We start from the raw sequence: 16496 nt of genomic DNA, 5'->3' as shown, positions 1-16496 counted from the left end.
GGCAGGGCGTTATTGTTTAAAGAATGCTTTTATTTTGGGGTCTTCTGATGTTGACAATGCTTTATATGTTCCCACGGCATAATCAACCCCATCGATAAGCAATAAAATTCGATCTGAAATAACTCGCGCACAATCTACATCGTGTGTAATTATAAGCGATGAGGTTTTGTATTTTTTCTGCACATCCTGCATTAAGATGATAATTTCTTTGGCCGTAATGGGATCCAAACCGCTTGTAGGCTCGTCGTATAAAATAATTTTAGGTTGTAGGATTAATGTGCGCGCTAAGGCCACCCGCCGTTTCATGCCGCCAGATAATTCGGCAGGCATTAAATCTATGGCATGTGCAAGTCCAACACTTTCCAAAGCCGCTACAACCTGCGTCTCGGTATCCAATTTGGCTTTATTTTTTCGGCTATGCCGCCGTAACGGAAATTCTAGGTTTTCGCGTACTGTCATAGAATCGTACAGCGCACTTCCTTGAAACAAAAAACCAATATCGGCCCTTAAAACATCTAAAGCCTGCTGGTTTAATTTAGTAATATCGTGATGCATGACCGAAATAGAACCACTATCGGCCTCCATTAAACCCACCAAGCACTTTATCATGACCGATTTCCCAGAGCCCGATTTCCCCATAACAACCAAATTTTCGCCTTGGTAAAGCTTTAGGTTAAACCCGTTAAGCACGCGGTTGTCTCCAAAACGCTTATAGAGGTTTTTAACTTCAAGAACAATATTATTGTTTGATATGTTGTGGTCTGCCATCATAGGTCATAAAAAATATCGGTTACGAAAACGGCAATAAAATCGATGATAAAAAGCAGTAAAGACGAAAACACCACAGCCGAATTTGCGGCAATACCCACACCGGCTGTTCCGTTTTTACAGTAATAGCCTTTAAAGCAACCAACAAGTCCTATGGCCAAACCAAAAAAGAAGGTTTTGATGGTTGCCGGAATGATATCGCCAAATTCTAAGGCATTAAACACCTGGTTAAGGTACAGCATAAACGACACATTGCCCTTTACGTTTTCAACCAAATAAGACCCTAATAACGCAATAGCATCGCCAACAATTACCAACAAAGGCAACATTAAGGTAACGGCCAAAACCCGTGTTACCACCAAGTACTTAAAGGGGTTGGTACCAGAAACCTCCATGGCTTCTATTTGTTCTGTTACCCGCATAGAGCCCAGTTCGGCACCAATTCCAGAGCCTATGCGTCCTGCGCATACCAAGGCCGTTATTATTGGCCCTATTTCCCTTACTATAGAGATGCCCACCATAGAGGGCATCCATGAAACCGCACCAAATTCCAACAGAGTTGGCCGGGTTTGCAAGGTTAATACCAAACCTATAATAAAGCCTGTTATGCCCACTAGAAACAACGAACGGTTTCCCATATTGTAACATTGGCGCAAGAGTTCCTTAAACTCGAAAGGCCGTTTAAAAACCTCTCTAAAAAAGCGTACTGTAAAATAAGTGAGTTCTCCTATTTCTTTTAAAAAAGCATTCAATTGCACTTTTATATTATAAAGTCCCAACATACCTTTAATTAAACCATTAGAAAGATACATAAAATGCTAAAAATGGCCACACTTTTAAGCCGTTATCGCTTTACTTTAGGTGTTTTGGCTTCTGTTTTTAGCCTGTTTTGCCCAGCCCTACCACCAAGAATGCCTTTACCCTTCCCTTAATGGTCTAAAAAAAAGCGCCTATACAAGCCGTTAACAGCCTGCATAAGCGCTTTAAAACAAAAGACAAAACCGCTTAAAGCTGCTCGAAAGGTTCTACTTTAACAATCTCTATTTTCTTTTTTCCAGTTCTAAACGGCCACTCAATGGTATCGCCTACGCAATACCCTACTGTTGCCAAAGCCATATCTGAAAGTATGGAATGTTTGTTTTTCTTGAGCTTTACTCTAGTGGTTGGCACAAAAATATATTCTTTTTTCTCTTGGTTTGAATGGTCTAGGATGGTGACCCTTCTGTTAACCGTAACGGCAGTATCAGGAAGCTCTCGCCTTCTTACTTGCTTGGCGTTCTTAAGCTCTGCCAGCAACCGATCTTCTTCGGCCTTGGTAACTTTTTTTCTTCTTACGTGATCTTTAATAACATCGTATATGCCTGTGGTAACTATAATATTTTTTTCCATGATTGTACTATTTAAATGACTAATAAACATAAAGCACTTGCTTGGGCCTAGTAAACACCCATGCTGCTTGACTTAAATGAATTCGAAATGTGTTCCCCGCCTTAAGGAGTTTGGCAGGGTTTAAGCAAGAAACTCTTTCGAGCTTCTTAAAAATATGTCGTCGTGAAGATGGCGCAGCAAAGCTAAAACCCTATGCGCAAAATACGTTTTAAATGCAAATAGTCGTGCCATTATCATTTACGTTACAACCCCATAAAGGTACGGCATATTTAAGGAATAACAAAAGAATTGTCAGTACTTTAACCTACTGCTGCTGCTTGGCTTAACATCATAATCACAAACCTCTTAAAATCCATAAGAAATGCCTATATTTATTGTTTTTGTTGCATTAATAATCCCTTAAAAAATTACAGCTATGATGCTTCATCTTAAAACCAGCAGAAACTGTAACCCCGATATAGTATAAACGAAAACAACTTATAAAAACATGAAAAACCTTATCACCCTACTAGCTAACATGCAACCCCAATGGATTAATTTCACCCGTTTTGCTATTTTTACTGTCATGGTCTGGATTGGTGGCTTAAAAGCTTTTCAATATGAAGCCGACGGCATTGTTCCTTTTGTGGCCAACAGTCCGCTGATGTCGTTTTTTTACAGCAAAGACGCCCCCGAATACAAAGCATATAAAAACCCTGAAGGCAAAACAGTACAAAAACACATTGATTGGCATAAAGAAAATGGCACTTACATCTTTTCTTATGGTTTGGGAACTGTTATCGTAATCATAGGACTATTAACCCTTTTAGGGATTTGGTCGGCTAAAATAGGGCTTATAGGCGGGTTGCTTACCTTTGGTATGTCGTTGGTTACGCTCTCCTTTTTAATAACAACGCCCGAGGTCTATGTGCCTAATTTGGGTGGCGATTTCCCCACACCACAATACGGTTTCCCCTACTTGTCTGGAGCCGGCAGGTTGGTGCTTAAAGACATTATTATGATGGGCGCAGGGTTGGTTGTTGCTTCAGAAAGCGCTAAAACCATTAAAGCCCGGCAAGGTAAATTATAAAGGCCCCGAACAAAGCCTTTTACTTACTATAAAATGGATAGAAAACAATTCTTAAAATCAATGGCACTATTGCCACTAATAGGTTCAAGTATGACTTTAAAAGATTTAAATAAAATGACCGCAACCATGAAAAGTACAGGAAAAATGCCTGTGCTTTTTCTGGGTCATGGCAGTCCTATGAATGCCATTGAGGAAAACGAATTTGTTTCAACTTTTAAAAAATTAGGGCAAGAACTTGTACGTCCAAATGCCATTCTTTGTATTTCGGCCCACTGGGAAACTAAAGGGACCTTTGTTACCGCCATGCAGCACCCAAGAACCATTCACGATTTTGGAGGCTTTCCGCAAGCCTTATTCGATGTTCAGTACCCTGCACCGGGAAGCCCAGAATTGGCACAACAAACCAAAAGTATGATTACCAAAACAGAGGTTGGATTGGACGATAAATGGGGGCTTGACCACGGCGCTTGGAGCGTTATAAAACACCTGTACCCCAATGCCGATATTCCGGTCATACAAATGAGCATTGATTATTCGAAACCGGCAAAGTATCATTACGAATTGGCTCAAGAGCTAAACAGCCTACGCCATAAAGGCGTTTTAATTATTGGAAGTGGCAATATGGTGCATAACCTGCGTAGGGTGGCCTGGAACAAGCTAAACGAAGAATTTGCTTTTGATTGGGCTACCGAAGCCAACGAAAAAATGAAAAGCCATATTTTAAGTGGGGATTTTCAACCTTTAATCGATTTTAAATCGCAAGGAAAAGCCTTTGATTTGGCCATCCCAACTCCCGAACATTATTTGCCCCTACTCTATACTTTAGCGTTGAAAGATGAGCATGAAGAAACAACCTTATTTAACGACAAACCCGTTGGGGGATCGCTTACCATGACCTCGGTTAAAATCGGGTAATGGATGAGCTATGTGAGTAAACTTTTAAGTGATGGGATTGCCGCGAGTTTCATTTCGCCAGGCTTAATGTGACAGTTGGCAATGACATTGTAAGGATATAAGGAAGTTGAGGATATTGGGGAATTAAAGAAACCGCAAACTCCAATAAAGGTTTGTATTCGTTATTATCGGCTTGTTTTACAGCTTTAAGATACGCTTTACGTGTATCGATATCTTTAGAGAGATTTGCTGCACCCCAAGAGAAGGGTTCTTTACCAAATAGTTTTTCGATAATAACATCTGCCATCAATCTACTATGTCTCCCATTTCCATTAGGGAAACAATGGATACTTACCAACCTATGTTTAAAACGAATAGCAATTTCTTCTGGTGGATAGGTTTTGTTCTCTATCCAAAACAACGTATCATCACAAAGTTCTTTTAACTGCATTGGGATTAGATAACTCTTAACCCCTATGTTTTTTTCTGTTTTTCTAAACGTACCAGCCCACGCCCATACATTACCATACATGCGCTTATGTAAATCGCAAATAAATTTCTCTGTGAATACTTGTTGTAGCTTGAACTTTTTACCAAATATCCACTGTAAGGCTTCTTCGATATTGAGTTGTTCGAACTCGTCCAATTCGCGTTTAGTGGATATGGTTTCTATGAGTAAGCCCTCTTTTTCTTCTTCATCAATTGGGGTTTGCCCATCGATGTAGTCCAAGTTTAATCCCATAGCATTTTTGGCATTTCGTTTTTAATAATGGTTGTGCGCTCCTCAATCGCTTTTTTAATGCGTTGTTTAGAGTTTTCTTGATCTTCCAGTTTCATTGTGTTGGATGTTCTTGACACAATGCGCATTGCCAATTCTTTGGCTTTTCGCTCTATTAAATCATCTAACGTACCATCTTTAGGCACGAAACCATATACCAATTGCATATCGAGCGCACTGGCAGTATCTTTTAAGGTTTTGAGGGTTATATTTCCTTCTTTTTCCCTTTTTTCAATCTCCTGTACACTCTGCTTTGTAATAGACAACTTATCTGCCAACTGCTGTAAAGACATCCCTAAAGACACCCTTACCGCTTTAAGCCAACCTGTTGGTGGTGGTGTTACTTGAGCAGCTGTATTAAACCCTTTTAATTTTCGGTCTAATTGTTCCAATTGTAATCGCTTCTTGTTCATAATGTAAGGCTTTAGACTGACATATCATATACAAACGTAAGGTTTTAACCTGATATATACAAATATTTAGTCAGTTTATAAGCTGACGTTACTAAACAAAAAATAAGGCTATAGACTGACAAAATGTATTTAATACCTTAAATCCTTAAGCTCCTTATTTATGCTTTTGCAGGATTTGAATAGCTATTATGTGCTTCTTTATGTATTAATCCTGCATCAACAAATTTGGTGATGTAGCCATTAACAAATAGAGAGAGAGAGAGAGAGAGAGAGAGAGAGAGAGAGAGAGAAAGAAAGTTACTTCCCGATACAATATTTAACTATCCTTATGTCTATTGACGTTAAGGCATTTGGGCAACAAATAGGGTGCAAAAAATACATAAAAAGAATAAATAAAGAGTAAACATCAATAAATTGAGCTACTAATATAGCACAAAAAAAACCGCTCGATTAGAGCGGTTTCCAAATAAAAACACCAAGCATTAATTAGCTGTACCAGAGCCTAAATAAATACTGTTTGATACTTGACTACCATCAGCAGTAATAAACGCCATAAATAACTCTACCGTATCTCCTGCATAAGTTGTTGGGATTGAAACAATTTGAGAACCAACAGTTCTGTCGGCTCCATCAAGTAAAGAAATAGATTCCTTTTTTGAGGGGTTGTAAATCAATAACATTGACTTGTCAGTAGCATTTGCATTACCTTCAGCAGAGTTATCATCCCAATCAAAGGTAACTTCTCCAGCAGTTGCTAAATCAGTCGTTGGGTTTAACGCACCAGATAAACCTCCTCGACTTACTAAAGCGTTCGGATAGTCAACAACAAAGTTAGGTTCAGTACCTGTAATCGCATTATTCAACACATACGACATCGCAGCATTAAATTCTGTTTTCTTAACAGCTAACCCTTTATAACCTAACTTAATAAAAGGCTTTACAGCCTGTAAAAATTCTAAAGTGGCAGTAAACTTGGTTCTTTGGTTTACTTGACCAACAGTTCTTGGATTGGCTACACTTGAAGGTTTAATTCTAATGTAATCAATTCCTTTCCAGCTTCCACCGATAACGTTTCCAACCTTACCTGAAAGCCCTCCTAAAATACCTTGAGCAATTTTACCCATAACATAAATAATTTTAATGAAACATAATTTTCTTCGGACTTGGTACGGACTTAACACGAAGTTGTACCTTCCGACTGAATATATGGCAAGTTTTATGCTATTCGTTAGATATGGATTTTGTTGCTTTAGATTGCTTCTTTTTGCATTTTAGAAAATAAACTTTGAATGTATGATACTTTCAAATCTGCCATTTTTGAAATGACTTTTTGAAGTTCGGCTTCTTTTTTACTAATCGCTGACACTATATTAATATGCTTTTGCAATTGAAATTCATTATTTATTAATGATATAAAACTATTTTTTAGAGTATTTCTGCAATCATCTATTGAAATAAACGGAATAACACTTCCTTTTAAATGGTAAGCGTAAAAACCGCCTATTTGTAACATCATAGATAAGTTAAAAAGTGTGTGTTTTACCTCTTCTGTTGTAGTAGTGACAACGAAACAGTTAGCACAGGATTTTAAGAGTGGTTTTCCGCTGTTTAGCCCTTTGTTTAGTATAAAAAAATGAGGGTTTGAGTAAGCTTTTCCGACTTGGTGTGTTTTTAGTTCAAAAGTTGACATAGCTATCCAATTTAAAATTGCTTCGCTACGCTTCGCGCCATTATTTTTTTTTGAAAAGAAAAAAGATAGCCATAGTTGTTGTGGCGTGGGTAAGGCTGTCAAGGTTTTTGGATAAAAGTTTTTTTATTGAATGACTAAATCAAAAAAAAAAGGTATTGAAAAAAGTTTTATTCAAAACCCGTAGGGCTTGACCTTTATAGCCTTGTGCGGTTGGCAGAGGTAGCCACATATATTTGCCATCTTTTTTTATTTTAATATTTCAAATTGGTTTAAACTTGATTGAAATTGCCTTTAACTTTTCTGGGGAATTAACACTTAAAAAAATAGGTTGCATTTTGTTATTAAGTGTTGGATGAAGCGTTTGTATGGGTAGCGTTTTAAATAGTTGTTTGATAAAACAGCATTTAAACAAGCTACTTATACAGGACTTTTAGACAATAGCTAATTGCTTTTTTTGAGGCACGAGAAAAAGCAATATGCTATGGGGTATTACTACACTTTATAAACCTATTTTTTTATAACCGCTGACTTGGGTGGTGGGGAAAAGTGGACTTTTATATTTGTTAACGAAATGAAACAAACAAAGACTTGAGGTAAGGAATACTTGGACTTAACGATGGTTTTGTGCAGCTTGAATGAGGTAACGAATATTATTATCAATTAACGGAAACCTTAAAATGTTCAAATGTTTAATGTTAGTTCAAAATGTGGTTTAATGTACGGAAGTGCGCGTTGGAATAGCGGATATTTTACATAATACCAGTTATAGCTACAAAATGCATTAATACTGCGATAGCAAACCTTTGAAAAGTGCCGTTTGCTACTATAACTTGTATTATGTAACATAGCTTGGGTGAGTTTAGGGTTTTATGATAAAATAATAACAGAATAGCTTTTTGCAGTTTGGTTTGATTTTATGAAAACCAAAGCTGTAATATGCTATTACCTTAAAGACGAAAAAAACGCTAAACTTGTTTGGTGAGCGGAACAACACAAAAGACAGAGGATTTTGAGCTTTCGTCAGGCTCAAGACAAGGCAAGCGAAAAAACTGGGTTTTGGGTTGTGGGGAATAAAAAAGAGCCTTCCGAAAAAGACTCTTTCATTATTGCTTAATGGTCGTGATTTGAATGGTCATCACTTTCTTCTTCACCAGATTGATTCATCATCATTTCGTGGTCGTATTTACAACAACCTGGTAAACCATCATATGCTTCTTCATCACCTGCTACTTTTTCGGTATCATATCCTGAAGCTGCGATTGCTTTATGGATTGCCATTGCATCGGTTTTTGTATCATCAAAAGACACATCAATCTTCTTTTTATCGACATCCCAATTAGCACTTGCAACTCCTTCAACACCGTTAGCTGCTTTTTCGATAGTGTTTTTACACATTCCGCAATTTCCTCTTACACCAAAAGACAGGTCTGTCATTGCCATATCTTTTGACATTTCAGTAGTTGTGGTTTCTGTTTCTTTTTTGGTTTCGTTTTTACAACTTGTTAAACCTAATGCTGCTATTACAGCTACACTTAAAATTACTTTTTTACTCACGTCGATTACATTTTTGTTTTTGTGTTCGTGATTTTTCTTTGAAAAATTCATTGTTTAAAATTTAATTGTTATTACTTGATTTATTATTCTATTACTTGTTTTACTTCACCACAGGTTAGCATTGCTTCGCCAAAATATGGATTGATTACTTTTTCTTCTTTGCTTAACCAATAAGCACCATTATTGTTATCTGCCATTGGACAAAATTCTACATAGACCTTTTCATTGATACCAAATAGTTGTACAGCATTGATTAGATGTGATGATAAATGTTTAAAATGGTCTCTTTGTGATTTTATATCGGACGTTTCAGAAATTGAAGTTGCAGAAGATTTTATTTCGCCTTCTAATGACATCCAATGGTTATGCGCCTTATTATCTGACAACAATTTCATATCTACTTTGTTCAATTTATTTAATAAAGTTGTTGCGTTTGCTGAAGTACTTATTGAATCTTCTTTTACTAAAGCATCTTTTAAATTGATATACGCATTGTAAACACTATTTAACTGTTGTTGAAATTTCTCTGATACTTCCAAACGCTCATTCATATTAGTGTGGTCACTTTCTTTGTTAGATGCATTGTTATCCATACCTAAATGACCTTCGTGTCCAGTCATTACTTTACCACCATCTTTATTCATCATAGATTTTTTGCCTTGTAATTGTGCAGCTGCATCAACCGTAAATGTTCCGTTAGTCACTATTTCATTTCCAACAAATAAACCTTCTACAACTTCATATTCATTACCAATTTGATTGCCTAATTTAATTTCACGCATTTCAAAAATAGGTTGGTCTGGATTTGTTTTAAGGTACACCACAGAACGTTCACCTGTCCATAATACAGAAGATGCAGGAATTGATAATACTTCATCATTTTTAGCTGTACTGCCTTCAATATTTGCGGTTACAAACATTCCTGGTTTAAATACATCGTCCTTATTGCTTAAAACAACACGTAAGGTTACAGTTCTTGTTTTCGTGTTTAAAACTGGGTCAATGAAATCAACTTTACCTTTAAACTCTTTATTAGGATAAGCGTTGGTTGTAATCATCACTTCCTGTCCTTTTTTAAAGCGGTCAATCTGATTTTCATACACATCAAAATTTCCCCAAACTGTGTTGAGATTGGCAATTTTTAATAAGGGTTGTCCTTGTTTGATGTAATCGCCTTGCTCTACCAATTTTTCTGTAACAGTACCCGAAACGGTTGCACAAACAGGAAAGTTTTCTTTTACTTTTCCTGTTTCTTCAATCTGGTTGATTTGATTTTCAGAGAGCTTCCATAATTTCAATTTATTACGGACTGCTTTGTATAAAGCAGGTTGTGATTCTTTTAAAGATGCTGCTGTAATTAATTCTTGTTGTGCTGCATAGAGTTCTGGCGAATAAATGGTTGCCAATAATTGACCTTTACGAACTTCTTCGCCTGTAAAACTCACATTCAAACGTTCAATTCTTCCAGCGAAATAACTTACCTGTACTGCATTGGCTTCTTCGTTTTCAGCAATTTTACCAGATAACTTTATGGTGTTGCCTTCAACATTTCCCTTGCCTACAACAGTTGTTTGAATATTGGCTAATGCCATCGCATTTTCTGTTAGTTTAAATTGGTCTGCCATTAAGCCATCACTTCCGCTTTCCGCAGGAATTAAATCCATACCACAAATGGGGCAGTCGCCTGGCTCTGGTTGCATAATCTGTGGATGCATAGAACACGTCCACATTTGATTGGTTGCTGCAACCGCATCGTGATTATGGTCTATTTCTTCATTTGTCGAGCCACCAAAAAGCAACCAACCCAATAACACACCTACTACGAGTATGCCAATATATATGACTATTTTATTATTTTTCATTCTCTAATCGTTTTATCATTGCTTTCATTTCTTCTATTTCTTTACGTTGTGCTTTTATAATGTCTTCTGCTAATTTTTTAACTTCTGGGTCTTGAATATCTGCTCTCTCACTTGTTAAAATAGCGATAGAATGATGTGGTATCATTGCTTTCATCCAAAGGACATCACCAATAATGGGTGCTTGTGTTCTTACCAACCCTAATGCACCAACAAACAGAATGAAACTACTTGCGAGTATTGCGATATTCTTCTTTTTATCATTATACATTTTTCGCATAAAAAACCACATTATTACTGCCATTGTTGAAATTCCTAAACAGGTCATATAGAATCGTGTTAGACTAAACCATACGTGGTCTATGGAATAGGTGTTTAAATACATTGTGATGTACATTGCTACAAATGAGCAAGCCAACATTATAAAGAAGGTTTTGTAATTTCCTTTGTTTGAGTGTTCTTTTGAATTTTCCATATTTTTTGATTTTATAGTTAAACTTTTTACTTACTTAATTTTAATATCCTGAATGCACCTTGTATCACCAATCCAAATACAATGATTCCTATAATTAAATCTGGAATACCAGAATGCAGCCAATTGACTAAAACGCCTGCTGTAATTACGCCAAGATTTATTATAATATCGTTAGAGGTAAAAATCATACTGGCACGCATATGTGCTTCTTGACTTTTAGATTTTTGTAAGAGGTACAAGCAAATGCCATTTGCAATCAAAGCAAATACTGAAACTATAATCATTGTTGAAAATACAGGTAAAGCTTCATAGCCTAAAAATCTACGTATTACCTCAACGATTCCGATAATTGCAAGTGTTATCTGAAAATAGCCTGCATATTTTGCAATCCGTTTCTTTTTTAAAACTGTACCACCAACCGCTATTAAACTCAATCCGTAAACAAATGAATCTGCCAACATATCTAAACTATCAGCAACTAATCCCATTGATTTTGAAATAAGTCCTGTACTCATTTCGATAATAAAAAATGCAAAATTGATGATTAGAACTGTCCACAACAGTTTGGATTGACTCCTTGTAGATTCAGTAATAATTGTGTCTGTATCTTCTGAACTGATTAAACTTTCATTTAATTTTAATTCATTTAAGGCATTACCAATTTCATTTACATTTGAATTATGATATAGTGTTAAGATTCTTTCTTCTAAATTAAAATCAAGTTGTTTGATACCATCTATATCAGATAGCTTCATCTTAATTAGATTTTCTTCAGAAGGACAATCCATTTTTGATATTTTGAAAACTGTTTTCTGCATATAATTAAATGTTTTTTGTTCTTAATCGTAATGCGTTACCTATTACCGAAACCGAGCTAAAACTCATTGCTAAAGCTGCTATCATTGGCGAGAGTAGTATTCCGAAGAATGGAAACAACACACCTGCTGCAATAGGTACACCTAAAGTGTTGTAGATAAGTGCAAAAAATAGGTTTTGCTTAATGTTCTTCATTACAGCATTACTCAAATTTTTTGCTTTTACAATACCGTGTAAATCGCCTTTTACTAAAGTTATCATAGCACTTTCTATCGCTACATCTGTTCCTGTTCCCATTGCAATACCTACATCACTTTTTGCCAATGCTGGTGCATCATTAATACCATCACCTGCCATAGCAACCACTTTCCCTTTTTCTTGCAGTTTCTCTACTTCTTTGAGTTTATCTTCTGGTAGCATACTGGCTTTAAAATCTGCGAGATTAAGTTCTGATGCTACTGCTTTTGCAGTATCGTGATTATCGCCTGTAAGCATTATAACATCAATGCCTTTATCTTGAAGTGCTTTAATGGCTTTAGCACTTGTTTCTTTTATTTTATCGCCTATAACTACATATCCAACTACGGTTTCATCTATTGACAAATAAGAAACTGTTTTACCCTGTTCTTGGTAAGATTTAGCTTCGTCTTTCATTTTAGAAGTAATATCCGCTTTAGCATATTCCATCATTTTAGGATTACCTAATGCTACATTTTTTCCATCAATTTTAGCTTCAACACCTTTTCCTGTGACTGCACTAAAATCTTCGGACTTTAAAATTTCTGTGTTGTGTTCTTTGCCATATTTAACTGTCGCTTCTGCCAAAGGATGTTCGCTATTGGTATTTAATGAAACGATGTATTGTAACACTTCTTTTTCGCTTAAAGCAGCATTAAAAGCTCCAACGGTTTCAACTGTTGGTTTTCCTTCGGTAATTGTTCCTGTCTTGTCAACGATAAGCGTATTTACCTTATCCATTTTTTCAAGAGCTTCAGCATTTTTAATCAATACACCATTTTGAGCACCTTTACCCACACCAACCATTACAGACATTGGTGTTGCTAAACCTAAAGCACAAGGACAAGCAATGATTAGTACTGCAATTGCATTGACAAACGCATACACATAAACTGGTTCTGGTCCCCAAATAGACCATACAATAAATGTGATAATAGAAATAAGAACTACAACTGGCACAAAATAGCCTGAAACTTTATCTGCTAAATTTTGAATAGGTGCACGACTTCTACTGGCATCATTAACCATATGAATGATTTGTGATAATAAAGTGTCACTTCCTACCTTTTCTGCTTTCATTAAAAAGGATTGATTCCCATTAATGGTTCCGCTACTTACTTTATCTTCTTGAGATTTGTTTACAGGAATAGGTTCGCCTGTAATCATAGATTCATCAATAGTTGTTTCGCCTTCAGTTATCACACCATCCACAGGAATTTTATCTCCTGGTTTCACTTTTAGAATATCATTAAGTTCTATCTCGTCAATACTGACTTCAACTTCTTCACCATCTACTATTTTTATGGCTTTATTAGGTGCTAATTTCAACAGTTCTTTTACTGCCGAATTGGTTTTACTATGTGCACGAGCTTCTAACAACTGACCTAAAAGCACTAACGTTAAAATCACAGTTGCTGCTTCAAAATAGACGTGAACTGCACCTGATTCTGTTTTAAATTGACTTGGAAATACGTCTGGAAAGAACATACCAAAAACACTAAACGACCACGCCACACCTGCACCAATCCCAATAAGTGTAAACATATTGAGATTCCAAGTCTTAATGCTTTTATAGGCACGTTCAAAGAACATCCAAGTGGCATAAAACACTACTGGAATTGATAATGCAAACTGAATCCAGTTCCAATATTTCTGTTCCATTATATCGTACAACGGATTGTTATTGAGCATTTCGCTCATAGCCATTAAGAAAATGGGCAAGGTAAATGCTGTGGCAATCCAAAATTTCTTTAATAGCTTTTTATACGTTTTTTCTTCTGCTGAACTATCTGCTTCCATTGGCACTAAATCCATCCCACAAATAGGACACGAACCTGCTTCGTCTTTGACAATTTCTGGATGCATCGGACACGTCCATTGTTCCTTTGAAGTTGCTGATAGATTTTGTTCTTCCACCAAATCCATTCCGCAAACAGGACAATCGCCTGGTTTATCATAAGTTTTATCGCCTTCGCAATGCATAGGACAATAAAATGTGCCTGTACCTTTAGGTTGCTTTTCCTTTTTAGCTTCTGAATGCTGATGGTGTTCACCTTGTTTATGAATGCTATATGTACCACCATCTTTTTTTAAGGCTTCTTGAAATGTTTCTATGGGAATATGTGATTCCATTTCTATGTTAGCTTCTGCCTTATCTAAATCGACTGTTGCTTTTGAAACACCTCCTACTTTAGAGAGCGTTTCCTCAACGTGACTGCGACAACCGTTGCAAGTCATTCCGTGTATGTGATATGTGTGTTTCATTGTTATAATTTTATTTAAAATCTAATTGAAAGTCCACCACCCCAACCATATCGGTTGTTATAATTCCCTTGAATTGAAAAATTTCGAGATAAGATGTACGATGCTCCAATTAACCATTGAGTTTCACCTTCATAAGAATTGTTGTTTTCTAAATCATTGACCCATCCAAAATCCGCTCTATACTCGTATTCTCCTTCGAGAAAAATTCTAGGAAAAATCAATAGTTCTCTGTCCAAACGTATTCTTGGGCGCAGTTGATGGTCCATACTCACATCCACATTAAATCTGTAAGGCGTGAAATATTTAACTCCAACTAATCCTACAGTATTAAATGTATCATAAGAATTTGGTGTAGAAGTTTCAGTATTTACACCTGCATACACACGTACCCAATCATTGAGATATCTGTTATAATTTACTTCTATCTCGGCATTTTGGTTATAATCAAACTCGGCACGTAGTCCAAATTCGTTACGAATGTTGCTTGACATCAATAAAAGTTCATTAAAGTTTGAACCTACACGTGCAGCTCCCCAAGAGTAATAATGGTCAGTTTCATCAATTAGTTTTTGAACTGGATAAGGTTTCATCCTTTCATCGCGTGGTGTATCATAGCTAAATACTCTTGCCATACCACCCATCATATGATATAACACGTGACAATGAAAGAACCAATCACCATATTCTTCGTTATAAAATTCGATGACCACTTTTTGCATAGGTGGTACATTGACGGTATGTTTTAATGGGGAACGTTCGCCATTTTCATTGATGACCCTAAAGTAATGTCCGTGTAAGTGCATTGGATGATGCATCATTGTTAGGTTATTCAAAGTAATTCTAGTAACCTCTCCACCTTTAATTTTAATTTTGTCTGTTTCCGAAAGTGGTATGCCATTCAAACTCCAAACATAACGTTGCATATTACCTGTTAGATTAAGTAAAAGGTCGGTTACAGGTATGTCTGCCTTATAAGTCGTGTTTTCTTTTGCCTTTAAAAAATCATAATTGAAATAGGTTTTACGTGTGTCATAATTAAATGAAGTGGTGTCCTTTTGCATCATCTTATGATTCATTGGCATCACATCCTTTTTCATTTCCATATTCATTTCATTCTCCATCTGTCCATCTTTCATATCCATATTCATCTTCATCCCATATTTCTGCATTAGGACTTCTGGTGTGTTACTGTTTTTATTTCCTACTAAAGCAGGTGCACCCATCTTCATATCCATTTTTGCCATTTGCTTCATCATAGCTACTTTATCTGGTCTGTCTATAACTGTTGCTGGATACAGTTTTCCGCTACCTAAACGAATGGACATATTACCAGAACCATCTTGTGCTGTTGCGGTAATTTCCAATGTGCCTTCTGGAATGGTTACAATCACATCATAGGTTTCGGCAATTGCAAAAAGAAATCGGTTTTTATATTTTGGTGTTACATCCACACCATCACTCGCTACAATCATCGGGTTACCACCACCAAAATCCAGCCAATAATAAGATGAAGCAGATGCATTAATAAAACGTAGTCGTACTTTTTCACCTGCTTTAAACTCTGGATATTCTGCAACTTTTTTACCATTGGCTAAAAACGCAGGATAGTAGATATCTGCAATATCTGCACCTTCCATTCTATCGCGCCAAAATTTGAATTGTGCGCCTAATGCATCTTCTTTTATAACTCTGCTTAATGGTACCGCTGTTCCTTTTTTAACCTGATACCACTCATTTCCTCGTTTAAGGTTTCGCAGTACATTTATTGGTTTTTCATTTGTCCAATCTGAAAGGACTACGACTAAATCCTTATCATAGTCCAAGGTCTTTTCTTTAGGATGAATGACTATTGAGCCATAAACTCCTTTTTGCTCTTGCAACATCGTGTGGGAATGATACCAATATGTGCCAGATTGGTTTATAGGTATTCTATATTGAAATGTAGTGTTTGGTTTTATAGGTGGCGTAGTTAAATAAGGTACACCATCATAAAAATTAGGAAGTATTAAACCGTGCCAATGTACAGAGGTTTCTTCATCCATTTTATTAGTTACGTTAATAATAGCGAGGTCACCTTCATTAAATTCTAATGTAGGACCTGGAATTCCACCATTAATTGTCATTCCTTTGGCGGTTACACCTGAAAGAGTTATTTCATTTTCTTCTATAGTAAGGTTATACTCTTGTATGTTTCGGCCTTCTTCTTTTCTATCTTGACCATTTGTACCAACTTGGGCAAATGCCATTGAAGTTAGAAACAAGAGAAATATTGTGTTAAATGTTTTCATT

The 16496-nt window shown here is 36.3% G+C and carries 15 protein-coding genes; 2 read left to right on the top strand and 13 right to left on the bottom strand.

Annotated features, from left to right (window positions below; translation table 11 throughout):
- Positions 1-9: 9 nt before the first annotated feature.
- The 3 genes from IA57_RS10545 to IA57_RS10535 all read right to left on the bottom strand — a co-directional run bounded on the left by IA57_RS10545 (position 10) and on the right by IA57_RS10535 (position 2157).
- Positions 10-771 carry an ABC transporter ATP-binding protein gene (locus IA57_RS10545; protein ID WP_051881040.1) on the bottom strand — a complete coding sequence of 254 codons (762 nt, stop codon included), beginning with the start codon at positions 769-771 and terminating at the stop codon, positions 10-12.
- Positions 768-1550, bottom strand: coding sequence for an MlaE family ABC transporter permease (locus IA57_RS10540; RefSeq protein ID WP_036123381.1), 783 nt, complete (start codon positions 1548-1550; stop codon positions 768-770). Before IA57_RS10540 ends, IA57_RS10545 begins: the two co-directional genes overlap by 4 nt.
- Positions 1551-1773: 223 nt before the next feature.
- Complete coding sequence (locus tag IA57_RS10535) at positions 1774-2157, bottom strand: GreA/GreB family elongation factor (RefSeq protein WP_036122998.1); 384 nt, start codon at positions 2155-2157, stop codon at positions 1774-1776.
- A 487-nt stretch (positions 2158-2644) separates the two neighbouring features.
- On the opposite strand from IA57_RS10535, the gene IA57_RS10530 reads away from it, so the two are divergent.
- Together IA57_RS10530 and ygiD are read left to right on the top strand one after the other, a co-directional pair.
- Complete coding sequence (locus tag IA57_RS10530) at positions 2645-3226, top strand: DUF417 family protein (protein WP_036122995.1); 582 nt, start codon at positions 2645-2647, stop codon at positions 3224-3226.
- A gap of 90 nt (positions 3227-3316) precedes the next feature.
- Positions 3317-4141, top strand: coding sequence for a 4,5-DOPA-extradiol-dioxygenase (gene ygiD / locus IA57_RS10525; protein WP_036123378.1), 825 nt, complete (start codon positions 3317-3319; stop codon positions 4139-4141).
- A gap of 49 nt (positions 4142-4190) precedes the next feature.
- Here ygiD and IA57_RS10520 read toward each other — a convergent pair whose 3' ends face one another.
- The 10 genes from IA57_RS10520 to IA57_RS10475 all read right to left on the bottom strand — a co-directional run bounded on the left by IA57_RS10520 (position 4191) and on the right by IA57_RS10475 (position 16495).
- Complete coding sequence (locus IA57_RS10520) at positions 4191-4862, bottom strand: mobile mystery protein B (RefSeq protein ID WP_084176751.1); 672 nt, start codon at positions 4860-4862, stop codon at positions 4191-4193.
- Positions 4853-5311, bottom strand: a complete 459-nt coding sequence (locus IA57_RS10515) for a mobile mystery protein A (protein ID WP_036122991.1) — start codon at positions 5309-5311, stop codon at positions 4853-4855. The genes IA57_RS10520 and IA57_RS10515 overlap by 10 nt, the downstream gene beginning before the upstream one ends.
- Positions 5312-5793: 482 nt before the next feature.
- Entirely contained in the window at positions 5794-6435 is a 642-nt protein-coding gene (locus IA57_RS10510) for a DUF6266 family protein (RefSeq protein ID WP_036122988.1), read from the bottom strand.
- Between the two features lie 125 nt (positions 6436-6560).
- Positions 6561-7103, bottom strand: a complete 543-nt coding sequence (locus IA57_RS10505; protein WP_229730288.1) for a DUF6943 family protein — start codon at positions 7101-7103, stop codon at positions 6561-6563.
- Positions 7104-8111: 1008 nt separating this feature from the next.
- Complete coding sequence (locus IA57_RS10500) at positions 8112-8606, bottom strand: heavy-metal-associated domain-containing protein (RefSeq protein WP_051881039.1); 495 nt, start codon at positions 8604-8606, stop codon at positions 8112-8114.
- Between the two features lie 32 nt (positions 8607-8638).
- Complete coding sequence (locus IA57_RS10495; protein ID WP_036122985.1) at positions 8639-10417, bottom strand: efflux RND transporter periplasmic adaptor subunit; 1779 nt, start codon at positions 10415-10417, stop codon at positions 8639-8641.
- A complete protein-coding gene (locus IA57_RS10490; RefSeq protein WP_036122983.1) occupies positions 10407-10889 on the bottom strand; it encodes a DUF305 domain-containing protein in 483 nt (160 codons plus the stop codon). The genes IA57_RS10495 and IA57_RS10490 overlap by 11 nt, the downstream gene beginning before the upstream one ends.
- Positions 10890-10915: 26 nt before the next feature.
- On the bottom strand, positions 10916-11707 hold the full coding sequence (locus IA57_RS10485) for a cation transporter (RefSeq protein ID WP_027879802.1): 792 nt from the start codon (positions 11705-11707) through the stop codon (positions 10916-10918).
- A 4-nt stretch (positions 11708-11711) separates the two neighbouring features.
- On the bottom strand, positions 11712-14207 hold the full coding sequence (locus IA57_RS10480) for a heavy metal translocating P-type ATPase (protein WP_036122980.1): 2496 nt from the start codon (positions 14205-14207) through the stop codon (positions 11712-11714).
- A 14-nt stretch (positions 14208-14221) separates the two neighbouring features.
- On the bottom strand, positions 14222-16495 hold the full coding sequence (locus IA57_RS10475) for a multicopper oxidase domain-containing protein (RefSeq protein WP_036122979.1): 2274 nt from the start codon (positions 16493-16495) through the stop codon (positions 14222-14224).
- Position 16496 lies beyond the last annotated feature (1 nt).

Source organism: Mangrovimonas yunxiaonensis, from assembly GCF_000733475.1.
Lineage (GTDB): Bacteria > Bacteroidota > Bacteroidia > Flavobacteriales > Flavobacteriaceae > Mangrovimonas > Mangrovimonas yunxiaonensis.
Note: the sequence above shows the minus strand (reverse complement) of the source record. Positions and strands in the feature narration are given on the sequence as shown.

Excerpts from the sequence above, each read along its gene's own strand:
- IA57_RS10495 (WP_036122985.1), bottom strand. The coding sequence starts at position 10,417 with ATGAAAAATAATAAAATAGTCATATATATTGGCATACTCGTAGTAGGT.
- IA57_RS10540 (WP_036123381.1), bottom strand. The coding sequence starts at position 1,550 with ATGTTGGGACTTTATAATATAAAAGTGCAATTGAATGCTTTTTTAAAA.
- IA57_RS10535 (WP_036122998.1), bottom strand. The coding sequence starts at position 2,157 with ATGGAAAAAAATATTATAGTTACCACAGGCATATACGATGTTATTAAA.
- IA57_RS10510 (WP_036122988.1), bottom strand. The coding sequence starts at position 6,435 with ATGGGTAAAATTGCTCAAGGTATTTTAGGAGGGCTTTCAGGTAAGGTT.
- IA57_RS10475 (WP_036122979.1), bottom strand. The coding sequence starts at position 16,495 with ATGAAAACATTTAACACAATATTTCTCTTGTTTCTAACTTCAATGGCA.
- IA57_RS10480 (WP_036122980.1), bottom strand. The coding sequence starts at position 14,207 with ATGAAACACACATATCACATACACGGAATGACTTGCAACGGTTGTCGC.
- IA57_RS10545 (WP_051881040.1), bottom strand. The coding sequence starts at position 771 with ATGATGGCAGACCACAACATATCAAACAATAATATTGTTCTTGAAGTT.
- IA57_RS10485 (WP_027879802.1), bottom strand. The coding sequence starts at position 11,707 with ATGCAGAAAACAGTTTTCAAAATATCAAAAATGGATTGTCCTTCTGAA.
- IA57_RS10520 (WP_084176751.1), bottom strand. The coding sequence starts at position 4,862 with ATGGGATTAAACTTGGACTACATCGATGGGCAAACCCCAATTGATGAA.
- IA57_RS10530 (WP_036122995.1), top strand. The coding sequence starts at position 2,645 with ATGAAAAACCTTATCACCCTACTAGCTAACATGCAACCCCAATGGATT.
- IA57_RS10500 (WP_051881039.1), bottom strand. The coding sequence starts at position 8,606 with ATGAATTTTTCAAAGAAAAATCACGAACACAAAAACAAAAATGTAATC.
- ygiD (WP_036123378.1), top strand. The coding sequence starts at position 3,317 with ATGACTTTAAAAGATTTAAATAAAATGACCGCAACCATGAAAAGTACA.
- IA57_RS10515 (WP_036122991.1), bottom strand. The coding sequence starts at position 5,311 with ATGAACAAGAAGCGATTACAATTGGAACAATTAGACCGAAAATTAAAA.
- IA57_RS10490 (WP_036122983.1), bottom strand. The coding sequence starts at position 10,889 with ATGGAAAATTCAAAAGAACACTCAAACAAAGGAAATTACAAAACCTTC.